The sequence below is a fragment of the Rhizobium sp. BK275 genome, from assembly GCF_014193555.1.
GTDB lineage: Bacteria > Pseudomonadota > Alphaproteobacteria > Rhizobiales > Rhizobiaceae > Rhizobium.
This window is the reverse complement of the sequence record NZ_JACHZL010000003.1, coordinates 93,350-119,472: the sequence shown is the minus strand read 5'-3', so window position 1 is coordinate 119,472 and position 26,123 is coordinate 93,350. Positions and strand designations below refer to the sequence as shown.

At 60.1% G+C, this 26,123-nt stretch carries 26 protein-coding genes; 21 read left to right on the top strand and 5 right to left on the bottom strand.

The window, feature by feature from the left end:
• Both FHT82_RS10395 and lpxB read left to right on the top strand, forming a co-directional pair.
• Positions 1-882, top strand: coding sequence for an LpxI family protein (locus FHT82_RS10395; RefSeq protein ID WP_183729509.1), 882 nt, complete (start codon positions 1-3; stop codon positions 880-882).
• The gene (gene lpxB / locus FHT82_RS10390; protein ID WP_183729506.1) at positions 879-2,048 is read left to right on the top strand and encodes a lipid-A-disaccharide synthase; all 1,170 of its coding nucleotides are present in this window, start codon (positions 879-881) and stop codon (positions 2,046-2,048) included. The genes FHT82_RS10395 and lpxB overlap by 4 nt, the downstream gene beginning before the upstream one ends.
• Before the next feature lie 30 nt (positions 2,049-2,078).
• Here lpxB and gltA read toward each other — a convergent pair whose 3' ends face one another.
• Complete coding sequence (gene gltA, locus FHT82_RS10385; RefSeq protein ID WP_183729503.1) at positions 2,079-3,368, bottom strand: citrate synthase; 1,290 nt, start codon at positions 3,366-3,368, stop codon at positions 2,079-2,081.
• 341 nt (positions 3,369-3,709) lie between these two features.
• Between gltA and FHT82_RS10380 the strand changes: the two genes are divergently transcribed.
• Complete coding sequence (locus FHT82_RS10380) at positions 3,710-6,082, top strand: ComEC/Rec2 family competence protein (RefSeq protein WP_246698121.1); 2,373 nt, start codon at positions 3,710-3,712, stop codon at positions 6,080-6,082.
• On the opposite strand, the gene lexA is transcribed toward FHT82_RS10380, so the two are convergent.
• Positions 6,063-6,785, bottom strand: coding sequence for a transcriptional repressor LexA (gene lexA / locus FHT82_RS10375; protein ID WP_183729497.1), 723 nt, complete (start codon positions 6,783-6,785; stop codon positions 6,063-6,065). The two genes, FHT82_RS10380 and lexA, sit on opposite strands and share 20 nt — an antisense overlap.
• Before the next feature lie 195 nt (positions 6,786-6,980).
• On the opposite strand from lexA, the gene FHT82_RS10370 reads away from it, so the two are divergent.
• The 15 genes from FHT82_RS10370 to FHT82_RS10300 all read left to right on the top strand — a co-directional run bounded on the left by FHT82_RS10370 (position 6,981) and on the right by FHT82_RS10300 (position 20,159).
• Positions 6,981-7,868 carry a VOC family protein gene (locus tag FHT82_RS10370; protein ID WP_183729493.1) on the top strand — a complete coding sequence of 296 codons (888 nt, stop codon included), beginning with the start codon at positions 6,981-6,983 and terminating at the stop codon, positions 7,866-7,868.
• Positions 7,865-8,710: a 3-deoxy-8-phosphooctulonate synthase gene (kdsA, locus tag FHT82_RS10365; RefSeq protein ID WP_183729490.1), complete on the top strand. Its 846-nt coding sequence runs from the start codon at positions 7,865-7,867 to the stop codon at positions 8,708-8,710. Before FHT82_RS10370 ends, kdsA begins: the two co-directional genes overlap by 4 nt.
• Before the next feature lie 152 nt (positions 8,711-8,862).
• A complete protein-coding gene (gene eno / locus FHT82_RS10360; protein ID WP_183729488.1) occupies positions 8,863-10,137 on the top strand; it encodes a phosphopyruvate hydratase in 1,275 nt (424 codons plus the stop codon).
• A 145-nt stretch (positions 10,138-10,282) separates the two neighbouring features.
• The gene (locus FHT82_RS10355; RefSeq protein WP_183729485.1) at positions 10,283-10,603 is read left to right on the top strand and encodes a septum formation initiator family protein; all 321 of its coding nucleotides are present in this window, start codon (positions 10,283-10,285) and stop codon (positions 10,601-10,603) included.
• Between the two features lie 146 nt (positions 10,604-10,749).
• On the top strand, positions 10,750-11,796 hold the full coding sequence (gene pdhA / locus FHT82_RS10350; RefSeq protein ID WP_183729483.1) for a pyruvate dehydrogenase (acetyl-transferring) E1 component subunit alpha: 1,047 nt from the start codon (positions 10,750-10,752) through the stop codon (positions 11,794-11,796).
• A gap of 16 nt (positions 11,797-11,812) precedes the next feature.
• Positions 11,813-13,210 carry a pyruvate dehydrogenase complex E1 component subunit beta gene (locus tag FHT82_RS10345; RefSeq protein WP_183729480.1) on the top strand — a complete coding sequence of 466 codons (1,398 nt, stop codon included), beginning with the start codon at positions 11,813-11,815 and terminating at the stop codon, positions 13,208-13,210.
• A 15-nt stretch (positions 13,211-13,225) separates the two neighbouring features.
• Complete coding sequence (locus tag FHT82_RS10340; protein WP_183729477.1) at positions 13,226-14,566, top strand: pyruvate dehydrogenase complex dihydrolipoamide acetyltransferase; 1,341 nt, start codon at positions 13,226-13,228, stop codon at positions 14,564-14,566.
• 21 nt (positions 14,567-14,587) lie between these two features.
• Complete coding sequence (locus FHT82_RS10335) at positions 14,588-15,229, top strand: SGNH/GDSL hydrolase family protein (RefSeq protein ID WP_183729474.1); 642 nt, start codon at positions 14,588-14,590, stop codon at positions 15,227-15,229.
• A 2-nt stretch (positions 15,230-15,231) separates the two neighbouring features.
• Positions 15,232-15,810, top strand: coding sequence for a GNAT family N-acetyltransferase (locus FHT82_RS10330; RefSeq protein ID WP_183729471.1), 579 nt, complete (start codon positions 15,232-15,234; stop codon positions 15,808-15,810).
• A gap of 16 nt (positions 15,811-15,826) precedes the next feature.
• Positions 15,827-17,272, top strand: coding sequence for a dihydrolipoyl dehydrogenase (lpdA, locus tag FHT82_RS10325; RefSeq protein ID WP_183729468.1), 1,446 nt, complete (start codon positions 15,827-15,829; stop codon positions 17,270-17,272).
• A 77-nt stretch (positions 17,273-17,349) separates the two neighbouring features.
• Positions 17,350-17,604 carry a GlsB/YeaQ/YmgE family stress response membrane protein gene (locus FHT82_RS10320; RefSeq protein ID WP_183729465.1) on the top strand — a complete coding sequence of 85 codons (255 nt, stop codon included), beginning with the start codon at positions 17,350-17,352 and terminating at the stop codon, positions 17,602-17,604.
• A gap of 13 nt (positions 17,605-17,617) precedes the next feature.
• Positions 17,618-17,866, top strand: coding sequence for a GlsB/YeaQ/YmgE family stress response membrane protein (locus tag FHT82_RS10315; protein WP_183729462.1), 249 nt, complete (start codon positions 17,618-17,620; stop codon positions 17,864-17,866).
• A gap of 105 nt (positions 17,867-17,971) precedes the next feature.
• Positions 17,972-18,943 carry a lipoyl synthase gene (gene lipA / locus FHT82_RS10310; protein WP_183729459.1) on the top strand — a complete coding sequence of 324 codons (972 nt, stop codon included), beginning with the start codon at positions 17,972-17,974 and terminating at the stop codon, positions 18,941-18,943.
• Between the two features lie 226 nt (positions 18,944-19,169).
• Positions 19,170-19,700, top strand: coding sequence for an AAA family ATPase (locus FHT82_RS10305; RefSeq protein ID WP_348647593.1), 531 nt, complete (start codon positions 19,170-19,172; stop codon positions 19,698-19,700).
• Between the two features lie 9 nt (positions 19,701-19,709).
• Positions 19,710-20,159: a type II toxin-antitoxin system RatA family toxin gene (locus tag FHT82_RS10300; protein ID WP_183729454.1), complete on the top strand. Its 450-nt coding sequence runs from the start codon at positions 19,710-19,712 to the stop codon at positions 20,157-20,159.
• A gap of 8 nt (positions 20,160-20,167) precedes the next feature.
• Here FHT82_RS10300 and FHT82_RS10295 read toward each other — a convergent pair whose 3' ends face one another.
• The 3 genes from FHT82_RS10295 to FHT82_RS10285 form a co-directional block, all read right to left on the bottom strand.
• Positions 20,168-20,473 (bottom strand): hypothetical protein, encoded by a 306-nt coding sequence (locus tag FHT82_RS10295; protein ID WP_183729451.1) that lies wholly within the window; start codon positions 20,471-20,473, stop codon positions 20,168-20,170.
• Between the two features lie 79 nt (positions 20,474-20,552).
• Positions 20,553-21,047, bottom strand: a complete 495-nt coding sequence (locus tag FHT82_RS10290; RefSeq protein ID WP_183729449.1) for a CinA family protein — start codon at positions 21,045-21,047, stop codon at positions 20,553-20,555.
• Positions 21,044-22,264, bottom strand: coding sequence for a bifunctional 2-C-methyl-D-erythritol 4-phosphate cytidylyltransferase/2-C-methyl-D-erythritol 2,4-cyclodiphosphate synthase (locus FHT82_RS10285; RefSeq protein ID WP_183729446.1), 1,221 nt, complete (start codon positions 22,262-22,264; stop codon positions 21,044-21,046). Before FHT82_RS10285 ends, FHT82_RS10290 begins: the two co-directional genes overlap by 4 nt.
• 141 nt (positions 22,265-22,405) lie before the next feature.
• On the opposite strand from FHT82_RS10285, the gene dusB reads away from it, so the two are divergent.
• From dusB to ntrC, 3 genes are read left to right on the top strand one after another with little or no spacing between them, the layout of a single operon-like run.
• Positions 22,406-23,425, top strand: coding sequence for a tRNA dihydrouridine synthase DusB (dusB, locus tag FHT82_RS10280; RefSeq protein WP_183729443.1), 1,020 nt, complete (start codon positions 22,406-22,408; stop codon positions 23,423-23,425).
• On the top strand, positions 23,422-24,576 hold the full coding sequence (locus FHT82_RS10275) for a nitrogen regulation protein NR(II) (protein ID WP_183729440.1): 1,155 nt from the start codon (positions 23,422-23,424) through the stop codon (positions 24,574-24,576). The genes dusB and FHT82_RS10275 overlap by 4 nt, the downstream gene beginning before the upstream one ends.
• Positions 24,573-26,024: a nitrogen regulation protein NR(I) gene (gene ntrC, locus FHT82_RS10270; protein WP_183729437.1), complete on the top strand. Its 1,452-nt coding sequence runs from the start codon at positions 24,573-24,575 to the stop codon at positions 26,022-26,024. The genes FHT82_RS10275 and ntrC overlap by 4 nt, the downstream gene beginning before the upstream one ends.
• Positions 26,025-26,123: the final 99 nt, after the last annotated feature.

Below are 26,123 nucleotides of genomic sequence, written 5' to 3'. Positions count from 1 at the left end.
GTGGCTTCCGCTGGCGACACTGCTGAAGGCCGGCTGGCGATCATTGCCGGCGGCGGCCTTCTGCCGTCCTATGTCGCCGAAGCTGCGCGTTCGGCCGGCGAGAACCCTGTTATCGTCATCCTGAAGGATGAGGGCGACCGTCGCTGGGATGGTTTCGACCACGCCACGATCGGGATCGGTGATTTCGCTGCCCTGGACGGGCTCTTTAAGAAATATCGTATCGACCGTGTCGTCATGTCGGGCAGCGTGCGTCGCCGGCCCGAGTGGCGCGAGGTGCGGCCGACGCTGCGCATCCTGACCAAGGTGCCCGCCGCCATCCGCACGCTGCTTTCCGGTGGCGACGATACTGTTCTGCAGATGGTGATCAAGCTGATAGAAGGGCGAGGCCTGCGCGTCGTTGGCGCCCATGAGATTGCACCGGACCTGCTGGCGACCGCAGGTCCGCTGGGCGCGGTTTCGCCCAATGAAGAGGATCGTCGTGATATAGCGCGCGCAGGCAAGGCGGCGGAGGTGCTTGGCGGTCTGGATATCGGGCAGGGCGCGGTTTCGATCGGCGGACGCGTGGTGGCCGTCGAGGGCGTCGAGGGTACGGACGGGATGCTTGACCGTGTAGCGGCCCTGAGAGCCGCAGGCCGTATTTCACCACGCCGGCGCGGCGTGCTGGTCAAGCTTTGCAAGCCACAGCAGGATATCCGCGCCGATTTGCCGGCGATTGGTGTGTCCACTGTGCTGAACGCCAAAGCCGCCGGGCTTGCAGGAGTGGCCATCGAAGCCGGCCGGTCGTTGGTGCTTGATCGCGACGCGCTCATCAAGGCGGCGGACGAGAACGGTCTTTTTGTCTTCGGTATCGACAAGGGCTTGCCGGGATGGGGGCTTGCATGAGCGGCAGGTCGTTGAAAATTGCTGTCGTAGCCGGCGAAGTGTCCGGCGATCTGCTTGGCGCCGATCTCGTTGCAGGCCTGCGGAAGATCCATTCCGGCTCCATCGAACTCGTCGGCGTCGGCGGTGAGGGGCTGCAGGCCGAAGGATTGAAATCGTTCTTTGATTTCTCTGAGCTCTCCGTCATGGGCATCACGCAGGTCCTGGCCAAGCTGCCGACGCTGTTTTCCCGCATTCGGCAAACGGCAGCGGCGATCATTGCGGCAAAGCCCGATATCCTGCTCATCATTGACAGCCCGGATTTCACCCACCGTGTCGCCAAGCGTGTGCGCACAGCGCTGCCTGATCTGCCTGTCGTCAATTATGTCTGTCCCAGTGTCTGGGCCTGGAAGGAATATCGTGCCCAGCGCATGCTCGCCTATGTCGACCATGTGCTGGCTGTACTTCCTTTCGAACCGGCGGTGATGCAGCGTCTCAACGGGCCGGCCACCACCTATGTGGGCCACCGTCTGGTTGCCGACGCGGCGCTTCTGGAGACCCGGCGTCTGCGCGCTGGCCGGCAGCCCGGCAACGGTGCGATCCTGCTTCTTCCCGGCTCGCGTTCCTCTGAGATCAAGAAGCTCCTGCCTTATTTCGAGGCCGCCGCCAATGAGCTCGTCGCCCGCAATGGACCGATGCGCTTCATCCTGCCGACTGTGGCGCACAGGGAAGCGTTTGTGCGGGAAGTGACTGGGGGATGGGCGGTGAAGCCGGAAATCGTTGTGGGCGCCGAAGCGAAATGGAAGGCCTTCGCCGAAGCCGATGCTGCCATGGCGGCGTCCGGGACCGTAATCCTGGAACTGGCGCTCGCCAATGTCCCCGTCGTTTCCGCCTACAAGGTCGATTGGATCATGCGCATGCTGACATCAGGCATCAAGACCTGGACTGGCGCTCTGCCCAATCTGATCGCAGACTATGCGGTCGTACCGGAATATCTGAACGACATCGTTCGTGGTGCAAGCCTCGCACGCTGGATGGAAAGGTTGTCGGCCGACACCTACCAGCTCAAGGCGATGAAGGAAGGTTACGAGCTCATCTGGCTGCGTATGCAGACGGAAAGTCCCCCGGGGGAGCACGCGGCGCAGATATTGCTCGATGTTCTCGCCAAAAAAAAACCCGGTCATTTCTGACCGGGTTCTTTTTTGTCTCGAAGTCAGCGCTTAGCGCTTGGAAACCGGCACGTAGTCGCGCTTCGGCTCGCCGATATAGAGCTGGCGCGGACGGCCGATGCGCTGTTCCGGATCTTCGATCATTTCGTTCCATTGTGCGATCCAGCCGACGGTACGGGCGAGAGCGAAGAGCACGGTGAACATCGTCGTGGGGAAGCCCAGAGCCTTCAGCGTGATACCCGAATAGAAGTCGATGTTCGGATAGAGCTTCTTCTCGATGAAATAGGAGTCGGTCAGAGCGATACGCTCCAGTTCCATCGCGACTTCGAGAAGCGGATCGTCCTTGATGCCGAGTTCGCCGAGAACTTCATGCGTCGTCTTCTGCATGATCTTGGCACGCGGATCGTAGTTCTTGTAGACGCGATGACCGAAGCCCATCAGGCGGAACGGGTCGTTCTTGTCCTTGGCGCGGGCGATATATTCGGGAATGCGGTCAACCGTACCGATCTCCGTCAGCATGTTGAGAGCTGCTTCGTTGGCGCCACCGTGAGCGGGACCCCAGAGGCAGGCGATGCCGGCGGCGATGCAGGCGAACGGGTTTGCGCCCGAAGAACCGGCGAGGCGGACCGTCGAGGTCGAGGCGTTCTGCTCGTGATCGGCATGCAGAATGAAGATGCGGTCCATGGCGCGCGAAAGCACCGGGTTGACCACATATTCTTCGCAGGGAACGGCAAAGCACATGCGCAGGAAATTCGACGCGTAATCGAGGTCGTTCTTAGGGTAAACGAAGGGCTGGCCGATATGGTACTTGTAGGCCATGGCAGCGAGCGTCGGCATCTTGGCGATCATGCGCAGGCTGGCGACCATGCGCTGATGCGGATCGGTGATGTCGGTGGAGTCGTGATAGAAGGCCGAAAGCGCGCCGACGCAGCCGCACATGACGGCCATCGGGTGCGCGTCGCGGCGGAAGCCGGTGAAGAAGCGGCTCATCTGCTCGTGCACCATCGTGTGGTGCGTGACGCGATAGTCGAAGTCCTTCTTCTGAGCGGCGGTTGGCAGTTCGCCGTAGAGCAGCAGGTAGCAGACTTCCAGGAAGTCGCCGTGCTCGGCAAGCTGCTCGATCGGGTAACCGCGATGCAGCAGAACACCTTCGTCACCGTCGATATAAGTGATCTTTGATTCACAGGATGCGGTCGACGTAAACCCGGGATCGTAGGTGAAGGAGGCCGTATTTTTATAGAGTGCACCGATATCGATGACGTCAGGTCCGACCGTGCCTTTTCTGACGGCGAGGTCGACTGATTTGTCACCGATTTTGATTGTAGCGCTTTGATCCGTCATGCTGATCCTCCGGAGTGGCGGTGGCGCCGCAAAAGCGCCATAAGGGTTAAGCGTCCTAAGCGATAGCTATATGATCGTGAAGCTAATGCCAAGTTACCGTGATGCCATTTTGTGCATCGCGGCATCATCTTTTAGGCACTGCAGCGATGAGCCCTATGCATATCAGAACACCATGATTTGACTGGATTTTTCGTTCCCATGAATTTTCCTCGTATTTCAATCGATTATTGTTTGCGCGTTTTGATCACAGGTTGCATTCTGCCGATATCCGGGGGCGGGTCCAGGCGGTTATGACGGGGTTCGAGACAAGAGAACGGCAGGCGCAATCCATTGATGCCAAGATGGATTTTGCCGATGTCGCACCGCGCGCCATTGTGACGCAACCGGTAAGGACGCAGGCTGCTGTTCCGCTGCAGTGGCGGCTGATTGCCGTTGCGAAACAATACACCGAATCGTCTATCCGCATGGCCGCCGAAGAGGCTGGCCACGGTCGCCTCATTCTCTTCTCGCCGGTCTTCCTCGGTGCGGGTGCTGCGACCTGGTTTCTGGCAGTTTCGGATTTTCCGGCCGTCTCGCTTGGTCTCTGCCTGTTTATCCTCTTCCTTGCCGTTGCGCTCTGCGGATATGGCCGGACGGAACTGCGGGCGACGCTGCTTGCTCTGCTTCTCTTTGCTGGCGGAATGCTTTCGGCACAGGTCGAAACATGGCGGGCGCAGACCCTGATCCTGGATTCTGCCGTAACGACAACGGTGACCGGCCGCATCGAGCGCCGCGAAGGCGATGGAAGAGGGCGCTGGCGCTATATTCTTGCTGTTAGCGGAACGGATGCTCCTCAGATCAAGCGTCCACCCAAGCGTATTTCCGTGCTGGTCCGGGGCGCCACGCAGCCCTTTGAGCTTGGTGACGTCATCGAGGGCAGGGCACGTCTCACGCCTCCGGCAGGACCCGCACTTCCCCACCTCAACGATTTTGCCTTCAGCGCCTATTTCGACGGCATTGGCGCCAACGGCTTTTTCTATGGTGCGCCGAAAAAGGCTGCGTCGCAGCCGCAGCAGGCGGGCTCGATCGGTAAGGCGACCCTGGAATGGCTCTATCGGCTCAGGAGCGGCATCGGCGATCGAATCCGCTCCGTTCTGCCGGGTGATACCGGCGCCTTTGCTGCTTCACTTGTCACCGATGAGAGACGGGCGATCTCGGATGAAACGACGGAGGCGCTGCGGCAATCCGGCCTTGCCCACATCATCGCGATCTCCGGTCTTAATATGGCGCTCTCCGCCGGCATCTTCTTTGTCGGCCTGCGCGTCATCCTCAGTCTTTTTTCCGGCATTGCCCAGGCATGGCCGACCAAGAAAATCGCGGCGGCCGGAGCGCTCGCTGCGGTGACGGCTTATTATCTGATCTCGGGTTTTGCCGTCTCCGCCGAACGCGCTTTCATCATGATGGCGATCATGCTGGTTGCCGTCTTCTTTGACCGGCCGTCGATCAGCCTCAGAAACGTGGCGCTGTCCGCGCTCGTGATCCTCGCAGCCTCGCCGTCAGAGGTGCTGGGACCGAGCTTCCAGATGTCCTTTGCCGCAACGCTTGCCCTGGTCGCCGGTTACGACCTCTGGAAGGGCCGGCCGATGCGGGAGAATGCCTTTGCCAAGTTGCCGATCATGAAACCCCTCTTCATGATTGGCGGCTTCTTCGGCGGCATTTTCCTGACCTCGTTGATCGGCGGTTTCTCGACCGCGTTGTTTTCGATCGAGCATTTTCACCGGTTGACTGCCTACGGCCTGCCGGCAAATCTCGCGGCCATGCCGGTCATTTCCTTCATCGTCATGCCGGCCGGTATGCTGGCGATGCTGCTGATGCCCTTTGGCCTCGATGGCCCGGTGTGGCAGGTCGCAGGCTTCGGGCTCGATCTGGTGATAAAAATCGCAAAGACGGTATCGAGCTGGGGTGGCAATATCGATGTGGGCCGTTTGCCCGGCTGGTACTTCCCGACAGCCGTCTTCGGGTTTCTGCTGCTGACCCTGCTCAGAACCAGACTGCGGCACGTCGGAACGGCAATCGTTGCGGTTTCCACGCTTGCCGTCGCGTTGCTTCCGATCGAGGCGATGCCCGACATCACCATCGCCGAAGATGGCGGCCTGGTCGCTGTTGTCGATGGAGAGGCAATAGCTTCGAACCGCGAAAAGCCGCCTGCCTTCATCTTCGAACAATGGCAGCGGGCGCTTGCCATGGAAGAACATCGAAAGCCGGTCATGCTCCAGGCTGTCAATGTCCCCACTGCGCCTGAAGGTAAACGGCTGCAGCTATCACGGGATCAGCAGGACGAAGCCAGAGCAGCGATAAGACATGCCGCCGCGAGCTTGCCATCGCGCTTCTCCTGCCAGAAGGGCGCCTGGTGCACTGCCTTGCTCCGAAATGGAAAGAAACTGACGGTCATCGACAATGCAGCCTATCTCGGGCCGGCCTGCGATACGGCCGATATCGTCGTTACCCCTGTCCGTTTGCGGTTTGACCATTGTCGTTCCGGCGCATTGCTCTTTACTGGCGAGACACTACGCAGAACAGGCTCCGTCGAACTTCGTTTTACCGATAAGGGGATTGAGATCACAACTGCATTCGACACGTTGCGGCGGCCCTGGATGCGCCACCGTGCCTATGACTGGCGCAGCGACAGTTTCGCAGACGCCAGTACGTCACCGGTCAGTGATAGCGGCGAATGAGGCCGACGAGCTTGCCCTGGACCTTGACGCGATCCGGCGGGAAAATGCGGGTCTCATAAGCGGGGTTTGCTGCCTCGAGTGCAATCGATGCGCCCTTGCGGCGAAAACGCTTGAGCGTCGCTTCCTCCTCGTCGACGAGTGCCACCACAATATCACCGGGATTGGCGGTGCTGCCGTTGCGGATGATGACCGTGTCGCCATCGAAGATGCCGGCTTCGATCATCGAGTCGCCGCGAACCTCGAGTGCATAATGCTCACCCGAGCCCAGCATGTCGGCGGGAACGTTGATGTCGTGCGTATTGTTCTGGATTGCCGAGATCGGTACACCGGCGGCGATGCGCCCCATGACCGGCACAGAAATCGAATTGCCGTTGTCGGCAGCAGGTGCAGACTTTGCCGGAGCGGGAGCCGCCGGCTGAGGCTTGCCGAGGCTGCCCTCGATGACGCTCGGCGAAAAGCCGCGCCGAGGCTGCAGGCTCGGGCTGTAGGCTTCCGGCAACTTGATGACTTCGAGCGCGCGTGCCCGGTTCGGAAGCCGGCGAATGAAGCCGCGTTCTTCGAGCGCTGTGATCAGCCGGTGGATGCCGGATTTTGAGGCCAGATCCAGGGCATCCTTCATCTCGTCGAAAGACGGCGGAACGCCTGACTCCTTCATCCTTTCATGAATGAAAAGAAGAAGTTCCTGTTGTTTGCGCGTGAGCATGGCGTATACCCCAGTCTTGAAACAAATCCAGAACAGACACTATATGTTCCATATGTGTTCCGCAAGTGGCTAAATTTTCGTAAAACTTCTGTTCATTCTGCTGAGAATTTTATTTTTATCGCGGGAAAGCCTGCCCGGCCTTGCTTCGTAACGCCTGCTGAAGCACATCATCCTGGCAATGCTGGAGAGTAGCCGATGACCCAGGACATGCTTCCGATCGATCATCTCGTTTTGCCGGTTACCGATATCGATCTTGCCCGCGAAAGGCTGGGCAAGCTTGGTTTCACCGTAGCCCCTGATGCCCGCCATCCCTTCGGCACGGAAAATGCCTGCGTTTTCTTTACTGACAAAACCTATCTTGAGCCATTGGGTGTCGCGAGTGTGGAGGAGAGCGAGGAGACGGCGCGTGAGGGCAATGTCTTCACCGCCCGCAATCAGGCTTTCCGCTTCCGCTGCGGCAGCGAGGGACTGTCCGCCATCGCCTTTGCGACAGCGGATGCGAAGCGCGAACATGCTCGATTCGTAAAGGGCGGCATCAGCGCTGGCTCTGTGCTGCAGTTCGAACGTCCCGTGAAAATGCCCGATGGTGCAGAAAGTGTTGCCGGCTTCCGGCTCGCCTTCGCTGGCGACCTGCGGGCACCGGATTTCTTTCTCTTCGCTGTCGAGCGCATCAACCCGCTTCCGGCCGACCGCGGCGCGCTGGAGACCCATGCCAATGGCGTGACGGGCATTGCCGAGATCGCGCTCGCGGCCCCCGAGCCGACAGCTTTCGGCGAGTTCGTTCGCGCGGCGGCAAAAGCCGCTTCTGCCGATGTCACGAGTTTCGGGCTGGAGGTGCCGACCGGAAACGCAAAGATCAGCCTGATGATCCCAGAGGGGCTGGAGGCCTATTTCGATTTGAGCACGCCGGATAGCGATCGCGGCCTGCGCGGCCGGGCGATCCTCTTTGCGGTTGCCGATCTGGCCGTGACAGAAGCGCATTTGGCTGCTAACGGGGTGACCTATACACGCAAGGGAAACCGTATTCTTGTGAAGTCCGTGCCCGGTCAGGGTGCGCTCTTTGCCTTCGAGGAAACATCATGAGCTCCAATACCAATGCAGAGGTCCGGATCGGCGAGGGCGCTGGCCAGGTTCTGTTTTCCAATTCTGCCAAGCTTTCGCTCATCGCTGGTCCGTGCCAAATGGAAAGCCGCGAGCATGCCTTCATGGTCGGCGGCACGCTGAAGGAGATCTGCGACAAGCTCGGTATGGGCCTCGTCTACAAGACCTCCTATGACAAGGCGAACCGCACCTCGATTTCCGCCAAGCGCGGTATCGGCCTCGAAAAGGCGATGGAGGTTTTCGACGACCTCAAGAAGGAATTCGGCTTTCCTGTCCTGACGGACGTTCATACGGCAGAACAATGCGCCATTGTCGCTGAAACCGTCGATGTGCTGCAGATCCCGGCCTTCCTCTGCCGCCAGACGGATCTTCTCGTTGCCGCCGCCAAGACCGGCCGCGTCGTCAACGTCAAGAAAGGCCAGTTCCTGGCTCCCTGGGACATGAAGAATGTGCTCGGCAAGCTGAATGCCAGCGGCAATCCGAATGTATTGCTTTGCGAGCGCGGCGTTTCCTTCGGCTACAACACGCTGGTCTCCGACATGCGTTCCCTGCCGATCATGGCGGCAATGGGCGCTCCTGTTATCTTCGACGCCACGCATTCCGTCGCCCAACCGGGCGGGCAGGGCGATTCCTCCGGCGGCCAGCGCGAATTCGTTGAAACGCTGGCGCGTGCTGCCGTAGCCGCCGGCGTTGCAGGTGTCTTCATCGAAACCCATGAGGATCCGGACAATGCCCCTTCCGACGGCCCGAACATGGTCTATCTCAAGGATCTGCCGCGGCTTCTGGAAAAGCTGCTTGCCTTTGATGCGGTCGCCAAGGGCTGACAGTCAAAAGCCTGACATGATCGTGTTATAGCGACGATTAGAGATGCAGGTCGAAAGTGTCGCAAAGCGCCCCCCAAAGTGCCATTGTAATTTGCGTACCTTCGATTAAGACGGTTTCAAACGATTTATCCACCCACGAGCAGGAAAAAACCATGACTGCAATTACCGATATCATCGCCCGCGAGATTCTCGATAGCCGTGGTAACCCCACCGTCGAAGTCGATGTCTATCTCGAAGACGGCAGCATGGGCCGTGCAGCTGTTCCCTCGGGTGCTTCGACCGGCGCGCATGAAGCCGTCGAAGTGCGTGACGGCGGCAAGCGTTATCTCGGCAAGGGTGTTGAAAAGGCCGTCGAGGCCGCTAATACGGAAATCTTTGACGCCATCGGCGGCATCGACGCCGAAAACCAGATTCAGATCGACAAGATCATGATCGAGCTCGACGGCACGCCGAACAAGTCGCGTCTCGGTGCCAACGCCATCCTCGGCGTTTCGCTCGCCGTCGCCAAAGCTGCCGCAGAGGCTTCCGGCCTGCCGCTCTACCGTTACGTTGGCGGCGCTTCCGCAAACCTGCTGCCGGTTCCGATGATGAACATCATCAACGGCGGCGCACATGCCGACAATCCGATCGATTTCCAGGAGTTCATGATCCTGCCGGTTGGCGCAGATTCGATCCGTGAAGCTGTTCGCATGGGCTCGGAAGTCTTCCATACGCTGCGTAAGGAACTCGCTGCCCAGGGACACAATACCAATGTCGGCGACGAAGGCGGTTTTGCGCCGGGTCTGAAGAGCGCTCCGGAAGCCCTCGACTTCATCGTCAAGTCGATCGAGAAAGCCGGCTACAAGCCGGGCGAGGACATCTACCTCGGCCTCGATTGCGCCTCGACGGAATTCTTCAAGGACGGCAAGTATGTGATGGAAGGTGAAGGCCGCACGCTCGAGCCGGGCGCCATGGCTGAATACCTTGCCGAACTCGCTGCCAAGTATCCGATCATCTCCATCGAAGACGGCATGGCCGAGGACGACTGGGAAGGCTGGAAGACGCTGACCGATCTCGCCGGCAAGAAGTGCCAGCTCGTCGGCGACGACCTCTTCGTCACCAACTCGGCTCGCCTGCGCGACGGGATCCGCATGGGCGTCGCAAACTCGATTCTCGTCAAGGTCAACCAGATCGGCTCGTTGACGGAAACGCTCGACGCCGTCAATACCGCGCACAAGGCAGCCTACACCGCCGTCATGTCGCACCGTTCGGGTGAGACGGAAGACTCCACGATCGCCGATCTTGCGGTTGCCACCAACTGCGGTCAGATCAAGACCGGTTCGCTGTCGCGCTCGGATCGCCTTGCCAAGTACAATCAGCTCATCCGCATCGAAGAAGGTCTCGGCCCGCAGGCTGAGTATGCCGGCCGCTCTATCATCCGCGGCTAATACGATCTTGGAAATCAGGCATTTGGAACCCGCGCTCCGGCGCGGGTTTTTTGTTGAGTCCCTTCCGGAATCGCTCAGAGTCAACGAACGGTTAAACTCTGCGCGTTAAGTTGAAATGATTGGTAATGCGTTAGAGCATGAGTGTATGTGGACAAAGCATCATAAGAAGAGAAAGACCGGTCGCTTCGTCATTCCGGCCATGACGGTCGCCTTCCTCTCCTATTTCGGCTATCATTGCATCCATGGTGATTATGGTCTGCGTGCGACGGAGGCGTTCGAGCGCCAGCGTCTCGCGCGCGAGAAGGAATTGGCGGTGCTCAAGGCTAAGCGCGAGCATCTGGAGGCGCAGGTAGCGCTCCTCAGCGACGGCTCGCTGGACAGGGATATGCTCGACGAAAAGGCGCGGTATCAGCTCAACATGTCGCGCGCGGACGAGATTGTCATTTACAATCATTACCGCAATTAACCGAATTTAGGTTAATCGATTTTTTTTGTTTTTTATCAATAATTTACAAGCGAATATGAGCCATGCAATTATGGCATTGCTGTGGTGATTTTTCTTCCCTATGGTACGCGCCACCTGAGAACCGATAAACCCATAGGGAGGGTTGAATGGCGTTGCGCAAAACCGCGACCGTTTCCAGCCGCAAAACCAGTGCGAAATCTGCAGCCAAGGCATCGAATGGCGGTCCCATCGCCGATTTCGATCGCGATGAGGAGCTGAAGGCCTATCGCGAGATGCTGCTCATCCGCCGTTTCGAGGAAAAGGCGGGCCAGCTTTACGGCATGGGCTTCATCGGTGGTTTCTGTCACCTTTACATCGGCCAAGAAGCTGTTGTCGTCGGCATGCAAATGGCGCAGAAGGAAGGCGATCAGGTCATCACCGCCTATCGCGACCACGGTCATATGCTGGCGACCGGCATGGAAGCGCGCGGCGTCATGGCCGAGCTAACCGGGCGTCGTAACGGCTATTCCCACGGGAAGGGCGGTTCGATGCACATGTTCTCCAAGGAGAAGCATTTCTACGGCGGCCACGGCATCGTCGGTGCCCAGGTTTCGCTCGGCACGGGCCTCGCCTTCGCAAACAAATACCGCGGCAATGACAGCGTCTCGATCGCCTATTTCGGCGACGGCGCAGCCAACCAGGGTCAGGTCTACGAGAGCTTCAACATGGCTGCTCTCTGGAAGCTGCCAATCATCTATATCGTCGAAAATAACCGTTACGCCATGGGCACTTCGACAGCCCGCGCGACGGCGCAGTCGAACTATTCGCTCCGCGGTTCCGGCTTCGGCATTCCCGGCATGCAGGTCGATGGCATGGACGTTCGTGCTGTCAAGGCTGCTGCCGATGAGGCGCTCGAGCACTGCCGCTCCGGCAAGGGGCCGATCATCCTGGAAATGCTGACCTATCGCTATCGTGGTCACTCCATGTCCGACCCGGCGAAGTACCGCACCAAGGAAGAAGTACAGAAGATGCGCTCCGAGCAGGACCCGATCGAGCAGGTTCGCCTGCGCGTGATGGAAAAGGGCTGGGCGACCGAAGACGATCTGAAGGCGATCGACAAGGAAGTCCGCGATATCGTCGCCGACAGTGCCGATTTTGCCCAGGCCGATCCGGAGCCGGATGCATCCGAGCTTTACACCGACATTCTGCTCTAATTCGGGGAGGGAACCCATGCCTATCGATATCCTCATGCCCGCCCTTTCTCCGACGATGGAAGAAGGCACGCTGTCCAAGTGGCTCAAGAACGAAGGTGACAAGGTCACTTCCGGCGACGTGATTGCCGAAATCGAAACCGACAAGGCAACGATGGAAGTCGAAGCCGTCGACGAAGGCGTCATCGGCAAGCTGCTGGTTCCGGCCGGCACTGAAAACGTCAAGGTAAACGCTAAGATCGCTATCCTGCTGCAGGACGGCGAATCTGCCGACGCGATTTCCGCCGCTCCTTCTGCCGCTCAACCGGCTCCGGTCGCTGTTCCGCAGGTTGCCCAGGAAGAGAAGCCGACGAATACCGGGTCGGCTACTGCCCCTGTTCCGGCCGAGCCCAAGGCTTTCGTGCCGAACGACCCGGAAATTCCGGCTGGTACCGAAATGGTGTCGATGACGGTGCGCGAAGCGCTGCGCGACGCCATGGCCGAAGAAATGCGCGCTGACGACAACGTCTTCGTCATGGGAGAGGAAGTTGCCGAATACCAGGGTGCCTACAAGGTTACCCAGGGTCTTCTGCAGGAATTCGGCGCTCGCCGCGTTATCGACACCCCGATCACCGAGCACGGTTTTGCCGGCGTCGGCGTCGGTGCCGCCATGTCGGGCCTGAAGCCGATCGTCGAGTTCATGACCTTCAACTTCGCCATGCAGGCGATCGACCAGATCATCAACTCGGCTGCCAAGACGCTCTACATGTCCGGCGGCCAGATGGGCGCCCCGATTGTCTTCCGCGGCCCGAACGGCGCTGCTGCTCGTGTCGGCGCCCAGCACAGCCAGGATTACGCAGCCTGGTACAGCGCGATCCCCGGCCTGAAGGTTGTCATGCCTTACACGGCTTCCGATGCCAAGGGTCTGCTGAAGGCCGCGATCCGGGATCCGAACCCGGTCGTCTTCCTCGAAAACGAAATTCTCTACGGCCAGCATTTCGATGTGCCGAAGCTCGATAATTTCGTTCTGCCGATCGGCAAGGCCCGCATCCACCGTCCGGGCAAGGATGCTACCGTCGTCTCCTTCGGCATCGGCATGACCTATGCCACGAAGGCGGTCGCCGAACTCGAGAAGATCGGCATCGATGTCGAACTGATCGACCTGCGCACCCTTCGTCCGATGGATCTTCCGACGGTCATCGAATCCGTCAAGAAGACCGGCCGTCTGGTCACCGTCGAGGAAGGTTATCCGCAGAACTCCGTTGGCACCGAAATCGCCACCCGCGTCATGCAGCAGGCCTTCGACTATCTCGATGCGCCGATCCTGACGATCGCCGGCAAGGACGTTCCGATGCCTTACGCCGCCAATCTCGAAAAGCTCGCGCTTCCGAATGTCGGCGAAGTGGTCGATGCGGTGAAAGCCGTTTGCTACAAATAAGGAGAGGGCCTTTCGATGCCGATCAATATCACGATGCCCGCCCTCTCTCCGACCATGGAAGAAGGCAACCTTGCCAAGTGGCTGGTCAAGGAAGGCGATAAGGTCAAGTCCGGTGATGTGATCGCCGAGATCGAAACCGATAAGGCGACGATGGAAGTCGAAGCCGTTGACGAGGGCACGGTCGCCAAGATCGTCGTTCCGGCCGGCAGCGAAGGCGTGAAGGTCAATGCCCTGATCGCCGTTCTCGCCGCCGATGGTGAAGATGTCGCTGCCGCTGCAAGTGGCGCCGGCTCTGCCGCTCCGGCACCGAAAGCTGCTGCTGCTCCGGCTGAAGCACCGAAGGCTGAGGCCGCATCTGCTCCGGCGCCGTCGGCTCCGGCTGCTGCCCCGGCACCCGCTGCGGTCCCCTCTGGCGGCGCGCGTGCCTTCTCTTCGCCGCTTGCTCGTCGTCTGGCCAAGGAAGCCGGTATCGATATTTCCGCCATTGCCGGCACCGGTCCGCATGGCCGTGTCGTCAAGAGTGATATCGAAGCTGCCGCTGCCGGCGGTGGTGCCAAGGCTGCCGCTGCTGCCCCGCAGGCTGCTGCACCGGCTCCGGCCGCTGCCGCTCCGAAGGGTGCATCCGACGAAGCCGTGCTCAAGCTCTTCGAACAAGGCTCCTACGAGCTCGTGCCGCATGACGGCATGCGCAAGACGATCGCCCGTCGCCTCGTCGAATCCAAGCAGACCGTTCCGCATTTCTACGTGTCGGTCGATTGCGACCTCGACGCGCTGATGGCGCTGCGTGCCCAGCTGAACGACGCCGCTCCCCGCAAGGACGGCGCTCCGGCCTACAAGCTGTCGGTCAACGACATGGTCATCAAGGCCATGGCTTTGGCGCTCCGCGATGTTCCTGACGCTAACGTTTCCTGGACGGAAAGTGCCATGGTCAAGCACAAGCATGCCGACGTTGGTGTGGCTGTCTCGATCCCCGGTGGCCTGATCACCCCGATCGTCCGCAAGGCCGAGGAGAAGACGCTCTCCGTCATCTCCAACGAGATGCGTGATCTTGGCAAGCGTGCGAAGGACCGCAAGCTGAAGCCTGAGGAATATCAGGGCGGCACGACTTCGGTCTCCAACATGGGCATGATGGGCGTGAAGAACTTCGCAGCTGTCATCAACCCGCCGCATGCGACGATCCTCGCCGTCGGCGCGGGTGAGCAGCGCGTCATCGTCAAGAATGGCGAAATGGCGATTGCGACGGTCATGACCGTGACGCTCTCGACCGACCACCGCTGCGTCGACGGCGCTCTTGGCGCCGAGCTGCTGCAGGCTTTCAAGGGCTACATCGAAAATCCGATGGGCATGCTGGTCTAAGCAGGACGCGGGAGGGCGGACATGACGAAGACTGTTCTTTGCTATGGTGACTCGTTGACCTGGGGCTATAACGCCGACACGATCGGTCGTCACGCCTATGAGACTCGCTGGCCGAGCGTGCTTCAGGCAACGCTCGGAAGCGAGGCTCGCGTCATCGCGGAAGGCCTGAACGGCCGCACCACCGCCTTCGACGATCACCTCGCCGATTGTGACCGTAATGGTGCACGCGTCCTGCCGACGATCCTGCAGACGCATGCGCCGCTCGATCTCGTCATCCTGCTGCTCGGCACCAATGACATGAAGCCGGTTGTCGCCGGCTCCGCCTTTGCCGCATGCCAGGGCATCGGTCGTCTGGTGCGTCTGATCCGCAACCATGCCTGGCCCTTCGAATTCGACGGGCCAGAGATCCTGATCGTGGCGCCGCCGGCGATCTGCGAGACGGGCAATGTGCCCTTCGCGGCTTCGTTCCCGGGCGGCATCGATGAATCGGCAAAGCTTCCCACGCTTTACCGTGACCTTGCCGATGAACTCGGCTGCGGCTTCTTCGACGGCAATTCCGTCGCCAGGACCACGCCGCTCGACGGCATCCATCTCGATGCGGAGAATACGCGTGCGCTCGGTCGCGGCCTTGAGCCCATCGTTCGGATGATGCTGGGTCTTTGACGGTGACCGCCTTTCTCGCCCTCCGAAAAGCCTCCCGCCGGGATGCCTCGGAACTGGCGATTCTGGCAGACATTGCTTCTCACGGCTTTGCCTCATGGCTCTGGTTTGCCGATGTCGCAAGCGGCATGAGCGATACGCCGCTGGAACGGGGCCGGTTGAAGATGAGCGATGAGGCGCTCGGGGGCTGGAAGAACGCCGTCATCGGCGAGGCCTATGACGAGATCGCCGGAATGGCGATCGGTTACGAAGTGGATGAAGGCATACGCGATCTCGAAGCGCGGCATCCGGCCATAGAGCCGATGCTGGCGATGCAGAGATCGGTGATCGGGCATTGGTTCATTGGCAGCCTTGCGGTCTATCGCCATATGCGCGGTATCGGCATCGGCAAGAGGCTGCTGGAGGATCAGCTTGCAAGGGCAGATCGGCTGCCGGTCAGCCTGATCACGTCGGATAGTAACGAAGCGGCTCTGTCGCTTTACGAAAGAAACGGATTTTCGGAAACGGCGCGCATGAAAGCTGTGCCGCTCTTCGATAACAGCAAGAAGCACGCATGGGTTTTGATGACCCGGGCGGGAGCGTAACAAAGGCAGGAAAGCAATGGCTCAATCCTACGACGTCATCGTCATCGGTTCCGGTCCCGGCGGCTATATCGCCGCCATCCGCGCCGCGCAGCTCGGCCTCAAGGTCGCCTGTGTCGAGCGCGAACATCTGGCCGGCATCTGCTCCAACTGGGGCTGCATTCCGACCAAGGCGCTGCTGCGCTCCGCAGACGTCCTGCATACCGCCCAGCACGGCAAGGATTACGGCCTGGTGCTGGAAGGCACGATCAAGCCGGATATCAAGGCGATCGTCACCCGTTCGCGCGGCATCGCCCACCGGATGAACAACGGGGTCGGATTCCTGTTCAAGAAGAACAAGGTCGATGTCATCTGGGGTGAAGCCAAGATCACCAAGCCCGGCGAAATCGTCGTTTCCAAGACGACGAAGAAGCCGATGGAGCCGATGGGGCCGGTGCCGAAGAATGCGCTGGGTGAGGGCACCTACACTGCAAAGCACATCATCGTTGCGACTGGCGCCCGTCCGCGTGCGCTGCCGGGCATCGAGCCGGATGGCAAGCTGATCTGGACCTATTTCGAAGCGATGAAGGCTGACGAACTGCCGAAGTCGCTGGTCGTCATGGGCTCGGGCGCAATCGGCATCGAATTCGCAAGCTTCTACCGCACCATGGGCGTTGATGTCACCGTCGTCGAAATCATGAGCCAGGTCATGCCGGTCGAGGATGCGGAAATCTCTGCTCTCGCCAAGAAGCAGTTCGAGCGCCAGGGCATGAAGATCCATCTGGAGGCCAAGGTCGCCAAGGTGGAGAAGGGCGCCAACTCGATCACCGCTACCATCGAGAAGAAGGACGGCACGACTGAGACGATCACCGCTGACCGCATGATTTCGGCTGTCGGCGTGCAGGCCAATGTCGAAGGCATCGGCCTTGAGGCTGTCGGTGTGAAGACCGATCGCGGCTTCATCGCCATCGACGGCTACGGCAAGACCAACGTGCCCGGCATCTATGCGATCGGCGACGTTGCCGGCCCGCCGCTTCTCGCCCACAAGGCCGAGCACGAGGCTGTCGTCTGCGTCGAGAAGATCGCCGGCCTTCCGAATGTCCATCCGATGGACAAGCTGAAGATCCCGGGCTGTACCTATTGCAACCCGCAGGTCGCTTCCGTCGGCCTCACCGAAGCCAAGGCCAAGGAGCTGGGCCGCGATATCCGCGTCGGCCGCTTCCCCTTCAGCGCAAACGGCAAGGCTGTCGCGCTCGGTGAGGACCAGGGCCTCGTCAAGACGATCTTCGACAAGAAGACCGGTGAACTGCTTGGCGCCCACATGGTCGGCGCTGAAGTCACCGAACTCATCCAGGGCTTCGTTGTCGCCATGAACCTGGAGACGACCGAGGAAGAACTGATGCACACCATCTTCCCGCATCCGACTATTTCGGAGACGATGAAGGAAAGCGTGCTGGATGCTTACGGCCGCGTGCTGAACGCTTGATAATTTCCTGGTCTGCCCTCTATCCCGGCGTGGCGGAACGCCATCGCCGGGGATGGAAAAAACGAAAGGAAATCATCATGTCTATGAGCACGCAGTCGCTTCTCATCTTTCTGCTGATCGGCCTGGTTGCGGGCTTTCTTGCAAGCCTGGTCGTCGGCGGGGGTGGGTTGATACGATGCCTCCTGAGCGGCATCATCGGCGCGTTCGTGGGCGGGTTCCTGTTCAATGCGCTGGGGATCTCGCTCGGCATTGAAAATGCATTGGTGGTTGAGATCATCCACGCCACTGTCGGTGCCATTGTCGTGGTGCTGATCGCAAGGGCGATAGCGTAGGAAAAGGGACAGGATGGAAGGCGTCGGCTGGATTTCGGCGATCATCATCGGCGGACTTGCGGGCTGGCTCGCAGGCAAGCTGATGGAAGCGCGCTACGGCATTTTACTGAACATCGTGCTCGGCATTGTCGGCTCGGTTGTCGCCACTGCCGTCCTGGCGCAGTTTCATATCGAGGTTGCCGGCGGAAGGTTCGGTTATTTCGTGACGGGTTTCATTGGCGCCTGTCTGCTAATATTCCTCGCGCGCCTGGTGCGAAGATAGTGAGCGAAGATCGGGCGCACCTCCTCAGATCGAAAGATTTGAATAAAGGAGCGATGCGCAATATGAGATGCCGGGCCGCATGGGGCGGCGGAAAGTTGAACTGACATGGTCACCATTCTCGACACGATCAATCCAGACGCAAAGCGCGTGCGGCATCCGGAAAAGGCGCATCGCCCGGATACGGAAGTCCTGCGCAAGCCGGACTGGATTCGTGTGAAGGCGCCGACCTCGAAAGGCTATGCCGAGACCCGCTCGATCGTGAAGGAGCACAAGCTCGTCACCGTCTGCGAAGAAGCGGGCTGCCCGAATATCGGCGAGTGCTGGGACAAGAAGCACGCAACCTTCATGATCATGGGCGAGATCTGTACGCGCGCCTGCGCCTTCTGCAACGTGGCGACAGGCAAGCCGAACGCGCTCGACATGGCCGAGCCTGAGAATGTCGCTAAGGCGGTCAAGGAAATGGGCCTGTCGCATGTCGTCATCACGTCGGTCGACCGTGACGATCTGGAAGACGGCGGCGCTGAGCACTTTGAAAAGGTGATCTGGGCGATCCGCGTCGCTTCGCCGATGACGACAATCGAAATCCTGACGCCAGACTTCCTGAAGAAGCCTGGAGCGCTGGAACGTGTCGTCGCCGCCAAGCCCGACGTCTTCAACCACAATCTGGAAACCGTTGCCGGAAACTACCTGACGGTTCGCCCCGGCGCCCGCTACTTCCACTCCATCCGCCTGCTGCAGCGGGTGAAGGAACTCGATCCCACCATGTTCACCAAGTCGGGCATCATGGTCGGCCTCGGTGAAGAGCGGAACGAGGTCCTGCAGCTCATGGATGACCTGCGTACTGCCGATGTCGACTTCCTGACGATCGGCCAGTATCTGCAGCCGACCCGCAAGCACCACAAGGTCGAGAGCTTCGTCACGCCGGATGAGTTCAAGTCCTACGAGACGGTTGCCTACACCAAGGGCTTCCTGATGGTCGCCTCCAGCCCGCTGACCCGCTCCTCGCACCATGCCGGCGACGACTTCGCCCGCCTGAAGGCTGCGCGCGAGAAGAAGCTGCTGATGGCTGCCGAGTAAAAGCTTACCCCTTGTTTTTGATGGGAACCGCAGCGATTTTCGCCGCGGTTTTTCTTTGCGTGTTGCGCTGTCATCATCAGGTCATGCGAAGCAGCTAGCCAGCACGCCGCTCTTCGCAGTTAAGTCTGTCCGCGAAGGCGATCCTGTCGAAAGCGAGCCTGCCATGCATCAAGTGACGACGTCGCCTGAACCCATTTGTGAGGTCTCTATTGCAGAGGCAGCCGACATGATCCTTCGTGCCGAGCGAATCATGGTCATCGGTTGTTCGGGCGGCGGCAAGTCGACGCTGGCCCAGAAGCTGGCAAGCCATTTCGACCTGACCTACCTCTCCATCGACCGTGATATCCGCTGGCTGCCAGGCTGGGTGGAACGCGGCAGGGAAGAGCAGCGCCAGCGTATCATCGAGAGGATTGCCGGCGAACGCTGGATCATGGATGGCACCAATACCTCCACCTTCGATATCCGCCTGCCGCGTACCGATATCGTCATCTGGGTGCGGATGCCGCGCCTGCTTTGCGTGTGGGGCGTCATGACCCGCTGGCTGAAGCACATCGGCCGCACCCGCCCGGAAATGGCGCCGGGCTGCATCGAAAAGGTCGACTGGCAGTTTCTGGAGTTCATCTGGACTTTCGAGAAAAAATTTACGCCGCGCATCACAGCCGCGATCGCCGCCCACGGGCCGCATATACCGGTTTTACAGGTGAAATCCCGCCGCCAGATGCGCGCGCTTCTTGATCTTCTCGGTATGCCGGCTTAACTGCGCTTCATGCCGCAATTCGAAACGCATCGCTCCGTCCCGCACACGCCCGACCAGATGTTCGACCTGGTGTCAGATGTCGAACATTATCCGGAATTTCTGCCGCTCTGCGAAGCTCTTGTTGTGAAGAACCGCAAGGAGCGCGACGGCAAGGAACTGCTGATCGCCGACATGACGGTCGGTTACAAGGCGATCCGCGAAACCTTCACGACCCAGGTCCTGCTAAACAGGGCCGAGCGCGTCATCGACGTCAAATATATCGACGGCCCCTTTCGCTACCTCGACAACCGCTGGCGGTTTGTCGAGGCGGAGGGTGGCGGCTGCACGGTCGATTTTTTCATCGACTACGAGTTCAAGAGCCGCATTCTCGGAGCTCTGATGGGGTCAATGTTCGACCGGGCTTTCCGCATGTTCACGGAAGCCTTCGAAAAGCGGGCGGGCACGATCTACAGCCGATAGAGCCTTGGTCAGCGATCGAAGAAATGATCGAAGATCTGCGTCGCGGGATAGGCGTAGGCGCCACGGTCGACGAAGCTGTAGCGATAGAGGCAGCCTCTGAGCGCAGCGTTGTAGATCAGGCTGGTGGTATCAGGCGATCCGCGATAGCCCAGCGCTTCCGGCTGGCAGCGGCGGAGCGCATGGTCGTATTTGCGCAGCAGAACGGGATCGGAATCCACCCGCACGCCACCGTAAGTCTGATAGTTGGATGGTGCTTCAGCCGCCGAAACGCAGGCGAGGCTCAAGACGACACCGATGCATGCGAAGTATCTCATTTAACTGATCCCTCAAAACCGACTCTTGCCTAGACTCGGCAGAAACTGAAATTCCTGCCTTTTGTTCCCTCACTCAATATCACACAATTTCAATAACCATTTGAAGTGCCGTCCGGATTGTTGCCAGCCGGATTTCCGTGCGGCCAATGTCGCCGTAAAGCATCTTCCGATGGATAAGCTTACCCGAACGTGATTTCGCGGCAAGATGCACCAGCCCGACAGGTTTTTCCGGCGATCCACCACTGGGGCCGGCAATGCCTGTCACGGCGACCGCAAGGTCGGCGCGTGAGCGGAAGAGGGCGCCATGCACCATCTGCCGCGCCGTCTCCTCCGAAACTGCTCCGAAACGGGCGAGCGTTTCCTCCTGCACGCCGAGCATCTGCATCTTGGCGGTGTTCGTATAGGTTACGAAACCGCGGTCGACGACGGCTGACGATCCGGAAATCTCTGTCAGTGCGCCGACAATCAGCCCACCGGTGCAGGACTCTGCCGTCGATACCAGCAGGCCCGCAGCCGTGAAATCGCGGATGATGTTTTCCGCCATCGACGTGATATCTGCGGGAAACAGGCTCATCGCTTCGTGCTTCCATAGACAACGGTTGCCGTTGCGATCGCGGCGATCCCTTCGCGGCGGCCGACGAAACCGATCTTCTCGTTGGTGGTGGCTTTCACCGAGCAACGCTCGATGTCAATGCCGAGGAACTCCGAGAGATTGGCGCGCATGGCCTCACGGTGCGGGCCGACCTTCGGCGCCTCCGCGATCAGGGAAACGTCGGCATTGGTGATCGTGCCGCCATGATCGCGCACGATCTTTGCGGCATGTTCGATGAAGATACGGGAAGCGGCACCCTTCCATTGCGGATCGGACGGCGGGAAATGGTCGCCGATATCGCCTGCGCCGCAGGTGGCAAGCAGCGCATCCGTCAGCGCATGCAGTGCGACGTCGGCATCGGAGTGACCCTTCAGCTTCTGGTCATGTGGAATGAAAACACCGCAGAGCGTCACGCCGTCACCGGGCACTAGTTGATGCACGTCATAGCCGTTGCCGGTTCGCACATCGGGAATGCGCGCGCCCGAGAGCCTGTCGTCGGCCATGGTGATATCGCTCCTGACTGTCAGCTTCACGTTGCTCGATGCGCCCTCGACGATCGTTACGGGGATATCGAGCCATTCGGCGATCGACGCATCGTCGGTGAAATCTGTTTTGCCGATTGCGGCTGCCTTCTGATGGGCCTCGAGAATGATGGCGAAATCGAAGGATTGCGGCGTCTGGGCCGCATAGAGCTGGTCGCGCGGGATGGTCTTGACCACGATTCCGTCGCTCCCTGCCTGCTTCAGCGTATCGGCGACCGGTGTTGCAGGAAGGACTGCGGGCGCGCCGGTCGAAAGTGCATCGCCAATCCTGTCGAGAAGCTGGTGATCGAAGAAGGGGCGCACCGCATCATGGATCAGCACATGGCTGATGCCCTTATCCTTGAGGTGTCGCAGGCCGGCAAGCACCGATTGCTGCCGCGTGGGGCCGCCATGGACGGTATCGATCGGGGTTGCCGAGATGATGTGCCGAGACGCTCTGGCAAAGAGCGCTTCATCATCCGGGTGGATGACGACGACGATGTGCTTTGCCGGTTCCCATGTCATGAAGTTTTCAAGCGTGTGGACGATAACCGGCTTGCCGCCGATCATCCGGTATTGCTTGGGGCCTTCCTCTGACGATCCGGCGCGTTCGCCGCGGCCTGCCGCAACGACGACAATTCCAGCCGATATCGGTTGCTTACTATGCATTTGCAGCATAAATCCCTGAAATATCCGGAATGGATGTCAGTTGCTCTATCGTCTTGCTCGGACCTTTTCCAGCATTTGCCCAAAAAATATCAATTCGGGCTCGACCCTCTTGGCAAGCCAGAGATCTATGGCTAAAAATAATGCAGATACATGGTGTGCCTGAAAGATAATCATTTGATTTCCAAGGACCTCGCAACGCCTTTTCGAATCGGATCTGTGTCCGTGCGGAACCGCGTTGTGCTTGCCCCGATGTCCGGCGTCACTGACATGCCGTTCCGTGAGCTTGCCTGGCGCTATGGCGCCGGCCTCGTGGTGACGGAGATGGTGGCAAGCCGGGAACTGGTGAACGATACCGCCGAATCCTGGGCGCGCCTGCGGGTAGCCGGTTTCCGTCCGCATATGGTGCAGCTTGCCGGGCGCGAAGCATACTGGATGGCTGAGGCCGCGAAGATCGCGGCCGATCACGGCGCCGATATCATCGACATCAACATGGGCTGCCCAGCCAAGAAGGTCATCGGCGGCTATTCCGGTTCGGCGCTGATGCGCGATCCCGATCATGCGCTTGAACTCATCGAAGCGACCGTCAAGGCAGTCGATATCCCCGTGACGCTGAAGATGCGCCTCGGCTGGGACGAAAATTCCATCAACGCTCCGCACATTGCCAAACGCGCCGAAGAAGCGGGTATCCAGCTCGTCACCATCCACGGCCGCACCCGCATGCAGTTCTATGAGGGCAGGGCGGATTGGGATGCGATCCGCCTCGTGCGCGATGTCATTTCCGTGCCGCTGATCGCCAATGGCGATGTCGAGACGGCCGCAGATGCCCAGGAGATTCTGCGCCGGTCCGGTGCTGACGCCGTCATGATCGGCCGAGGCTGCCAGGGCAGGCCTTGGCATGCAGGTGTTCTTGCCGGCGCAAACGAGCCGTCGCGCGAGGAGATCGCCGCAATTGCCGTCGAGCACTATCGCATGATGCTGGAATTCTATGGCGAGGCCGTTGCCGTCAGGCACGCCCGCAAACATCTCGGCTGGTATCTGGAGCGCTTTGCGCCGGACCTTCCCGGCGAACATAAGGCTGCGATCATGACATCGCGCAATCCTAATGATGTCATTGCCCGCTTCGGCGATGCAATGGCGGTAGGTGCAGTAGAACAGCGGGAGGCGGCATGAGCACGGACGGCACACCTTCTTCCGAGAATACCGGCAATGCCGTTGCAATGTCGGTGTTGAACGCCATCCAGAACCCGGTCGTCATGGTGGATGAGGGCGGCTTCATCGCTTTTGCGAACTGGGAAGCCGAAGCCTTCTTCGGCGCCAGCGCCGCGCATCTGTCGCGCTACCGCATCTCGACCTTCATTCCTTTCGGAAGCCCGCTTCTGGCGCTCATCGATCAGGTGCGCGAACGCAAGGCGCCGGTCAACGAATACCGCGTGGACCTGAGCTCGCCGCGCCTCGGTCAGGACAAACTCGTCGATATCTATGTCGCACCCGTCATTGCCGAACCCGGCTCGGTCGTCGTCGTTTTCCAGGAACGGTCGATGGCCGACAAGATCGACCGGCAGCTGACGCACCGGGCGGCGGCCCGCTCGGTCACGGGGCTCGCCTCCATGCTGGCGCATGAGATCAAGAACCCGCTCTCCGGCATCCGCGGCGCTGCCCAGCTCCTCGAGCAATCTGTGATCGACGATGACCGCGCCCTGACGCGGCTGATCTGCGACGAGACGGACCGTATCGTCTCGCTGGTCGATCGCATGGAGGTCTTTTCCGACGAGCGCCCGGTCGACCGCGTGCCCGTCAACATCCATTCCGTGCTCGACCATGTGAAGGCGGTCGCCAAGGCAGGCTTTGCCCGCAATATCCGTATGACGGAAAATTACGACCCGTCGCTGCCCGCCGTTTACGCCAATCGCGATCAGCTCGTGCAGGTCTTCCTCAATCTGGTGAAGAACGCTGCCGAAGCCGTCGGCGACCGGTCGGACGGTGAAATCATCCTGACGACGGCCTATCGCCCCGGTATCCGCCTGTCTGTCGCCGGCACGCGCGAGAAAATCTCGCTGCCGCTGGAATTCTGCGTTATCGATAACGGCCCAGGCGTGCCGACGGACCTGCTGCCGCATCTTTTCGACCCCTTCATCACCACCAAGACGAACGGCAGCGGTCTTGGCCTCGCCCTCGTTGCCAAGATCATCGGCGATCATGGCGGCATCATCGAATGCGACAGCCAGAACAACCGCACGATTTTTCGCGTCCTCATGCCGGCGTCCAAGGATGCCTCGCTTGATGACGCCGGTATTGCAAGCTCGACAGGACCCAATAGATGACAGCCACGATCCTCGTTGCAGATGACGATGCGGCCATCCGCACGGTGCTCAATCAGGCCTTGAGCCGCGCCGGTTATGATGTGCGCATTACTTCCAATGCCGCAACGCTGTGGCGCTGGGTTTCAGCCGGCGAAGGCGATCTCGTCGTGACTGACGTCGTAATGCCCGATGAAAATGCTTTCGACCTTCTGCCTCGCATCAAGAAGGCGCGGCCGGAACTGCCGGTCCTCGTCATGAGCGCGCAGAACACCTTTATGACGGCGATCAAGGCTTCCGAAAAGGGCGCCTATGATTACCTGCCGAAGCCTTTCGACCTGACGGAGCTGATCGGCATCATCGGCCGGGCGCTTGCCGAGCCGAAGAGGAAGCCGGCCAAGCTCGACGAGGACACCCAGGACGGCATGCCGCTCGTCGGTCGCTCGGCGGCGATGCAGGAAATCTACCGCGTTCTCGCCCGCCTCATGCAAACGGACCTGACGCTGATGATCACCGGCGAGTCGGGCACCGGCAAGGAGCTCGTCGCCCGCGCGCTGCATGACTACGGCAAGCGCCGCAACGGCCCCTTCGTCGCCATCAATATGGCCGCCATCCCGCGCGATCTCATCGAATCCGAGCTCTTCGGCCACGAGAAGGGCGCCTTCACCGGCGCACAGACCCGTTCGACCGGTCGCTTCGAACAGGCCGAAGGCGGCACGCTTTTTCTCGATGAAATCGGCGACATGCCGATGGATGCCCAGACGCGTCTTCTCCGTGTGCTGCAGCAGGGCGAATATACGACTGTCGGCGGCCGCACGCCGATTCGCACGGACGTGCGCATCGTGGCGGCGACCAACAAGGATCTGAAGCAGGCGATCAATCAGGGTCTCTTCCGCGAGGATCTCTATTATCGCCTTAACGTCGTGCCGCTGCGCCTGCCGCCGCTGCGCGACCGCGCGGAGGACATCCCCGATCTTGTCCGCCATTTCGTCCAGCAGGCCGAAAAGGAAGGCCTCGGCTCCAAGCGCTTCGATCAGGAGGCGCTGGAACTGATGAAGGCCTATGCCTGGCCGGGCAACGTGCGCGAGCTGGAAAACCTCATCCGCCGCCTGATGGCGCTTTATCCACAGGATGTCATCACCCGCGAAATTATTGATGCGGAGCTTCGCTCCGATGTTCCCGACAGCCCGATCGAGAAGGGGCCGATCCGTAGCGGCACGATGACGATCGCCCAGGCGGTCGAAGAGAATATGCGCACCTATTTCGCAAGTTTCGGCGAAAACCTGCCGCCGCCCGGCCTCTATGATCGTGTGCTGACGGAAATGGAATATCCGTTAATTCTTGCGGCATTGACGGCCACCCGCGGCAATCAGATCAAGGCGGCCGATTTGCTGGGGCTGAACCGCAATACGCTGCGCAAAAAGATCCGCGAACTCGGCGTTTCCGTCTACAGAAGCTCGCGTACGGCCTGACCTTCGACCTTGACATTGTGGCGAAGTGCGTTGCATTTTCGCCACAATGCGTTGCTTAAAGGTCACGCATAGGGTTTGGACATTCGCCCACGATCGAGT